Origin of the sequence: Streptomyces cahuitamycinicus, assembly GCF_002891435.1 — a bacterium.
GTDB classification, from domain to species: domain Bacteria; phylum Actinomycetota; class Actinomycetes; order Streptomycetales; family Streptomycetaceae; genus Streptomyces; species Streptomyces cahuitamycinicus.
This window is the reverse complement of record NZ_POUC01000746.1, coordinates 1-2,164: the sequence shown is the minus strand read 5'-3', so window position 1 is coordinate 2,164 and position 2,164 is coordinate 1. Positions and strand designations below refer to the sequence as shown.

The following is a 2,164-nucleotide window of genomic DNA, read 5'->3' as shown; positions in this document are numbered from 1 at the left end:
GTCCAGTCCGAGGCGGCGGGCGGCGTGCAGGCGGGCCTGTTCGGGGGCCGTGGCGTCGAGGAGGGTTTCGACCAGTGCCGGGTCGTCTGCGGGGGCCCGCCCACGGGTGCGGTCGAGAACCAGCCGGAGGACACCGGCGGCCCGTTCGAGGATCACGGCGTCGACGACGCTGGGGGCGACGGGCGCGGGCGTGCCGTAGCGCGCGTCCCGCCCCGTCGGCGCGGGGCCCCCGGACTCGGCTCCGTCACGTCCCCGCTCCAGCCACAGCACCCCCGCGCCGCCCGGGCTCAATTCCGCCGAGGGCCAGGCCGGGTCCGGCGGGGTTCCGGTGTCATGCCGCGTGCCGTCGGCCTCCACCCGGACGTGTACGCGCCGCTCGGGGTCCACCAGCCGGGCCGGGCAGCCGGCCAGGACCGCGGCACCGCGTACGAGTGCCTCCACCCCGGCCCTGGACTCGGCCAGGCGGTCGAAGTAGGCGATGACCCGGACCGCCGCACCGGCATCCGGATCGAGGGCGGTCAGCCGCCCGGCCAGCTCTTTCATAGGCCCATAGTGCGGTATGCGGCCGTCCTTGCGGCCGTGGGCGTGGGGCTGCCGCACCGGGGTTCTCCGCCTTGGGTCCTCGGGTCGCGAGCGACGTGCCGGGCCATATGTGCCGCCCATGGTGCGGTGTGCGGCCGTGGGCGTGGGGCTGCCGCACCCGGGCCCGCCGCCCCCGGCCCTCACATCCCGAGCAGCCTCCGCAGCCAGGCCACGTGCGCCCCGCGGGCCGCCTGCGACACCGCGGCCTGAGGCGCGAACCCGTCGAAACCGTGGAAGCCGCCCGGCCACACATGCAGTTCGGCCACTCCGCCGGCCTGCCAGATCCGCGACGCGTAGGCGACGACCTCGTCCCGGAAGGTCTCCGCCGAGCCGACGTCGAGGAAGGCCGGAGGCAGCCCCGTCAGGTCCTTGGCGCGGGCCGGAGCCGCGTACGCCGGTACGTCGGGGCCGCCGCGGCGCGAGCCCAGCAGCGCGGTCCAGCCGGTCTCGTTGGCGGTGCGGTCCCACACTCCGAGGCCCGCCATCTGGCGGGTGGAGGGCGTGTCGTTGCGGTCGTCGAGCATCGGGCACATCAGCACCTGCCCGATCGGCCGCGGCCCCTTGCGGTCCCGGGTGAGCAGGGCCAGGGCCGCGCACAGCCCGCCGCCCGCGCTCGCACCCGCGATGACGATCCGCTCGGGGTCGGCGCCGATCTCGGCCGCGTGATCCGCCGTCCACAGCAGCCCGGCGTACACGTCCTCGACCGGCGCGGGATGCGGGTGCTCCGGCGCCAGCCGGTACTCCACGGACACCACGACCGCGTCCAGCGCCTGTGCCCACGCCAGCGGGACGTCCACCCCGACCCGGTTGTTCCCGATGACCATGCCGCCGCCGTGCACGTGGTAGATGACGGGGCGCGGCCCGGCGAACCCCGCCGAGGCCGGGCGGCAGATCAGCAGTGAGATGTCCGGCTCGCCCTCCGGCCCCGGCACCTGCCGGTCCTCCACCTCGAACGCCCCGCCCATGGTCAGATCCAGATCGGCCAGCATCCGGATGCCCGGGCCCTGGCGCACCTCGGCGATCTCGTCGAGGGTCAGCCCCGGGCTGATCATGTCCTTGATCAGCTCCAGGGCGGCGGCGAGTTCGGGGTCGAACGGGGGCGGTACGTGCGTCATGGCGTCTCCTCACGCGAGGTCGCGGCGGCTCGGACGGCCATGGTCGGCCCGGTGGCCCCGGCAGCGGGCGCCGCCGTGCGGCGGAACCTGCCCGCCGTCCGGCGGGTGGTGCCGCGGGGCCGGGCGGGGTGCGCCGCGGTGAGCAGGGCGCCGGAGCGCGCGCACCCCGCCGTCGGCTCGGCGGTCAGCGTAGCGGCCGGCGGGACGCGCACGGCAGGAGAGGCCGGCTCCTGCCCGCTCCGTGGGGGCGTCGTCGCCCCGCCGGGCCCGCTGTCCGTCACAGCCGTACCGGCCTCTGTCACGGTCCGGGTACGCCTGGCGCGTACTTCTGGCCACGCGACCGCAGTGGCCGAATCATGGGTGTCCGAGCGTGGCCGGCCGCTGGGGAGCGGCCGCTTTGGGGGGACGGGACATGAACGCATGGGCGGTGCCCGGGTACACCGAGTCGCTTGAGCTCGGGTCGGGGG

At 76.2% G+C, this 2,164-nt stretch carries 2 protein-coding genes and 1 pseudogene; all 3 read right to left on the bottom strand.

What is annotated here, in order from left to right; all coding sequences use genetic code 11:
• Positions 1-543, bottom strand: a pseudogene (locus tag C1J00_RS42375) (hypothetical protein); the annotation flags it as partial.
• Between the two features lie 179 nt (positions 544-722).
• A complete protein-coding gene (locus C1J00_RS42370) occupies positions 723-1,697 on the bottom strand; it encodes an alpha/beta hydrolase (protein ID WP_102914112.1) in 975 nt (324 codons plus the stop codon).
• The gene (locus C1J00_RS42365) at positions 1,694-1,909 is read right to left on the bottom strand and encodes a hypothetical protein (RefSeq protein WP_180989904.1); all 216 of its coding nucleotides are present in this window, start codon (positions 1,907-1,909) and stop codon (positions 1,694-1,696) included. Before C1J00_RS42365 ends, C1J00_RS42370 begins: the two co-directional genes overlap by 4 nt.
• Positions 1,910-2,164: the final 255 nt, after the last annotated feature.

What these genes read in the sequence shown, in the direction of transcription:
- C1J00_RS42370 (WP_102914112.1), bottom strand. Translation starts at nt 1,697, where the DNA reads ATGACGCACGTACCGCCCCCGTTCGACCCCGAACTCGCCGCCGCCCTG.